The organism is Holospora undulata HU1 (assembly GCF_000388175.3).
Classification (GTDB): domain Bacteria; phylum Pseudomonadota; class Alphaproteobacteria; order Holosporales; family Holosporaceae; genus Holospora; species Holospora undulata_A.
In genome coordinates, this window is the sequence record NZ_ARPM03000154.1 from 1 (window position 1) to 4,538 (window position 4,538).

Below are 4,538 nucleotides of genomic sequence, written 5' to 3' on the forward strand. Positions count from 1 at the left end.
TTTTAATATACAAGGCTAGAAAGAAACTGCATGGCTTCAAAATTCCATTATTTCAATTTACATTAGATCTAAAGAAATCTTTTATTAAAACATTAATTATTATTTCAGGAGGGGATTTCAATGCTGTTAAACATTTATTTTGACACTTTCAACACTTATGCGGTATTGTCATCACCGTTGAATAAAGGCTTTTTGCTTGGCTGGATCTGTCTTTTCGGGCCGTGCTGCTGTTTTTAAATGAAAAATTATGGGCGTGCAACGTCTTGCCTCAAGAACATAAGCGCAGATATCGCTTACTTTTATATACGTTATGGCTTTCCAAATGTGCGATAAGTTCCGACATAACGACTGATCGTCAATCAGAAGAGCCTTAGCCATTTGACGATAGCTCCCCCCCTTGTCAACAAAACTGCCTTAATCCTAATCTGCTGTGTGTCGGTTCTTTTCTTTCCGATGCTGCGTTCTTAACGCAGCACTATCTTATTTCAGAAATTTTTGCATAAGAAAAATTATTAAACTTGTAAACATTTCATTCAGCATGAGTATAGAAAAGTACACCAACAACACTTTCAAAAGAATTCAAAACGTTGAATTGATGATTTTATCTATGATGGCTATTCAATAAATATTCCGCCAAACGTCGATATTGTGTTTCTAGTCTATCTAAGCGATCCTCTAAAGAGGTAGAAGAAATGTCTTTCTTAGGCTCTTCATTGATAAAGGCGTGAATTGGAGAAGAAAATATTTTCTTAAAGAGGATCGGAAATCTTTTTGTAGCCTTGCACTTTGAACAGTCTTTATTTTGTGTCTCATTTGAATCTGTTTCAGTGTTTGGGTTTCCTGCATCTGACTTCTCTTCTAGATCAGTTCCATAGCTTGTGCCAACCTTGCTTGATTTCTGTTCAAAATCTGTTCCAGAGCTTACGTCGATCTTATCCAATTCCTCTTCTAGGCCTGCTCCAGAGCTTGTTCCAGCTTTAGTCGATTCTTGTTCAAAATCCTCCTCAGGGGGGACGTTGACTTTATCCAATTCTTTTTCTAGGATAGTTCCAAAATTTGCGGCAACTTTATGTGGTATTTCTTGCGAACTTGTCTCTATTTTTGTTGAAATTTTTTCAGGATTCAAAGCAAAATCTTTTTCTTTTAATAATTTTTCTGGAAAAGACATAAGCTTAAAAATCAAATTCATTAACTGTTCTTGAGATACTTTTTTTTGTGTATCTTCTTTATTTTTTTTATCAAGAATATCAAATTCTTTCACAGAAGAATGTGTTTTTTTAGAAGGAATATTCGTAGTAGTAAAAGAAAGCACATTATCCCCGCTAGGAATAAGAGTCTGTTTAAAAAACAACTTAGAAATAGGATCCAAAACAGAATCAGATTTTTGATTTTTTTCTGTTTCTATCTCTGAAATTAGGTCAGAATTTTGCTCTTGAAAACGATCTCCATCAGATGATGAAAAAGAAAGTCCTTTGGACTTTTGGGTAAAGAATATCCCCGCTGCTAATACAGCGATCAAAAATTTGTTTTTCATACAATAAATTTTTTTATTTTTCCTGTTGATAGTACAACAACATAATTAAAAAATACAAAATGCTCTTTTGCACGAAGAAAAATTCCTTACCGCATCCAAAAAAAGAACACTAAATTATTCCAATTTTTTAAACAAAACCTAAAGAATAAAAGAACTTATATAGATCATTTATTCTACAGACTGAAGTGCAACTGTAATTTCCACCAGTTCTTTCGTAATTTGGTTTTGTCTTAGATAGTTGTACTGCTTTTGCAAAGATAAAAGAAGCTCTGTTGCGTTGTCACCCGCTTTTTCCATTGCCATCATACGTGCGCTATGCTCGCTAACCAAGTGTTCTTGAAGAATAGAAATAAAATGCTTGCAAATACACATTTTTTCCCATGCTTTTAACAACGTCGCACTATCTGGCAAAAGTAACGGAAGAGTATTATGAAAATATTCTCCAACACTTTTTTTCATGGAAAAAAAAGAACTTTCTTCGAAACCAGAATCGATATTTTTTCTATGCTCATTTTGCGCTAATGGAAGCAGCTCTACTTGTTGAGAAATTGCATTGATATAGTGCATATAAAGAACGTAACATCCCTTTAGATCGTTATAGGAATTTTTCTTATATATCTCTTCCAGCCAACTTATAGCCTCTTTCTGAGAAAAATTTTGTATATTATACAAGTATTCAAAATGAATATGAGGATATTTTAGTGCTTCTTGCTGAGCCCAGAAAACTATCTTTTTTCCAACAATTGTTACGTGTTCTAGCTGTGCTAATCTTAGCAAGCAGTCGGACGCTTCCTTTTGGATTTTTCCGTTAAATCCTCCACAAAATCCCCTATCAGATGCCAAGACGATTAGATGTTTGGGATCTGAATCAACAAAAGAGGAATCAGAAAACTCAACAGAAACATCATCCTTTTTTTCTAAAGATGCTTTCGTTAAAAAATCAAAATAACGCAAGTGCTCTAAACGGCTCACCATTGCTTTAAATTCTTTTTGAGCACGGCGCCATTGATGCTGCGCTTTTAAAAGCTTTGTCTGAGACACCATTTTAAGTGCCTTTGTTAGCTGTTCAATTCCTGCAACGCTTTTCCGCTTGGTGCGTAATTCTTTTAAGGTAATCATACTGGAACAAAATTTTCCTTACATTGTTGGATACATTGGCTAACGGCGACGCTGGCTTCTTCAGAAAAATCAGTACTATTGTTTATTTCTTGAACCCATGCCGCGTATTCTTCATTCAAAATTTCCCAAAAAAAAGATAAAAATGGCAAAACCTGAGCTACAGGAATGTCATCTAAGTATCCTTGAGTTACTGCATACAAGCTAACAACTTCTTGAGCAAGGGAACATGGGGAATTCTGTGGTTGCTTTAGGGTTTCAACAACTCTTTGGCCGCGCTCTAAGGTGTGTTTTGTTGCGCTATCAAGATCTGAAGCAAACTGAGAAAATGCTTCTAATTCTTTATACTGGGCAACTTCTAACTTCACTGCGCCCGATACTTTCTTTATCGCTTTTGTTTGAGCAGCCGACCCCACACGACTTACAGAAAGACCAACGTTGATGGCAGGACGTAACCCTTTGTAAAACAGCTCTGTTTCTAAAACTAATTGACCGTCTGTAATAGAAATAATGTTGGTGGGAATATACGCAGAAACATCTCCCCCTTGTGTTTCCACTATGGGAAGAGCTGTCAAGGACCCTCCTCCTAAATCATCATTTAATTTTGCAGCACGTTCTAACAGTCGGGAATGAAGATAAAATATATCTCCTGGATAAGCTTCTCGACCAGGGGGGCGCCGCAACAACAAAGCCATTTCTCTATACGCCACAGCATGCTTAACTAAATCATCATAGACGATTAAAGCGTGTTGTCCTCGATCTCGGAAATACTCTGCCATTGCACACCCAGTATAGGGAGCTAAAAACTGAAGAGAGGCAGATTGAGAAGCATTAGCACACAGCACAATGCTATACTTTAATGCATCATGTTCCTCTAGCGTTTTAACGATTTGCGCTACGGTAGAACATTTTTGTCCAATTGCCACATAAACGCACACCACAGGAGAGTGAGGATTGGCATCATTAAAGTGTTTCTGATTTAAAATCGTATCAATAGCAATCGTCGTTTTTCCAATCTGACGATCACCGATAATTAGCTCTCTTTGCCCTTTCCCTATGGGGATCAACGCATCGATAACTTTTATACCCGTGGCCAAGGGTTCAAACACGCTTTTGCGTGCAATAACCGGGGGGGCAGGACGTTCAATAAGACTGTATTCTGGGTTCTTGAAAGCTCCCTTGCCATCAATGGGGTCCCCCAACCCATTTACTACGCGTCCCAACAATTCCGGCCCCACGGCGGTTTGCATAAGACGTTCTGTGCGCTTTACAACGTCTCCTTGCTGAATATTTTTGGAATCTCCAAAAATAACTACTCCCACCGTGTCCTCGTTTAGGTTCATAGCCATCCCTTGAGTTCCATCACTGAATTCGACTTTTTCCCCAGCTTGTACATGATCGAGCCCCCATACGGTTGCCACACCGTCTCCCACACTTAGTACAAACCCGATTTGGGCATCTTTAGTATTAAAATCAGAATCTTTTTGAGAAAAAATAAATTCTTTAATAAGTGATGAAAACTCAGAAGCTTGTAATTTAGAAGATTTCATTGCGTACCCTTTTTGTTTTTGTGTATAGACCAAAAAATTTTATTACTTTTAATGAATTTTTTGATATTGACGATTTCAAAACACCATTGACTATACAATACACGGTTTCTATAGAATGAATCAACAGTCAGATTTACATAAACCGATTTTTTTAGAATAATTGTACCAAATCCCATCACTAAATGAACAGAGATACATACATTTGAGGAAGAGCGTATAACAATTTATAATGAAAATTATCATACTCCCCCTCACTTTTTTGAAGGGGCTTTAAAAGATCCGAAAGAGAGGCTATTTTATTAAAAATAAACAACAATGTTTAATGCAAATGAACCTTC

4 protein-coding genes are annotated in these 4,538 nt (G+C 36.7%); all 4 read right to left on the bottom strand.

Annotated features, from left to right (window positions below; all coding sequences use genetic code 11):
- Positions 1–171: 171 nt before the first annotated feature.
- The 4 genes from K737_RS09560 to atpA all read right to left on the bottom strand — a co-directional run bounded on the left by K737_RS09560 (position 172) and on the right by atpA (position 4,200).
- Positions 172–378, bottom strand: coding sequence for a hypothetical protein (locus tag K737_RS09560; RefSeq protein ID WP_006303354.1), 207 nt, complete (start codon positions 376–378; stop codon positions 172–174).
- Positions 379–601: 223 nt separating this feature from the next.
- Positions 602–1,534 carry a hypothetical protein gene (locus tag K737_RS04485; RefSeq protein WP_006303305.1) on the bottom strand — a complete coding sequence of 311 codons (933 nt, stop codon included), beginning with the start codon at positions 1,532–1,534 and terminating at the stop codon, positions 602–604.
- Positions 1,535–1,702: 168 nt separating this feature from the next.
- A complete protein-coding gene (locus tag K737_RS04490) occupies positions 1,703–2,653 on the bottom strand; it encodes a F0F1 ATP synthase subunit gamma (RefSeq protein WP_006303307.1) in 951 nt (316 codons plus the stop codon).
- Positions 2,650–4,200, bottom strand: coding sequence for a F0F1 ATP synthase subunit alpha (gene atpA / locus K737_RS04495; RefSeq protein ID WP_006303309.1), 1,551 nt, complete (start codon positions 4,198–4,200; stop codon positions 2,650–2,652). Before atpA ends, K737_RS04490 begins: the two co-directional genes overlap by 4 nt.
- Between the last annotated feature and the right edge of the window lie 338 nt (positions 4,201–4,538).

Bases quoted from the DNA above. Each gene is read 5' to 3' on its own strand.
- K737_RS04485 (WP_006303305.1), bottom strand. From the start codon at position 1,534: ATGAAAAACAAATTTTTGATCGCTGTATTAGCAGCGGGGATATTCTTT.
- K737_RS04490 (WP_006303307.1), bottom strand. From the start codon at position 2,653: ATGATTACCTTAAAAGAATTACGCACCAAGCGGAAAAGCGTTGCAGGA.
- K737_RS09560 (WP_006303354.1), bottom strand. From the start codon at position 378: ATGGCTAAGGCTCTTCTGATTGACGATCAGTCGTTATGTCGGAACTTA.
- atpA (WP_006303309.1), bottom strand. From the start codon at position 4,200: ATGAAATCTTCTAAATTACAAGCTTCTGAGTTTTCATCACTTATTAAA.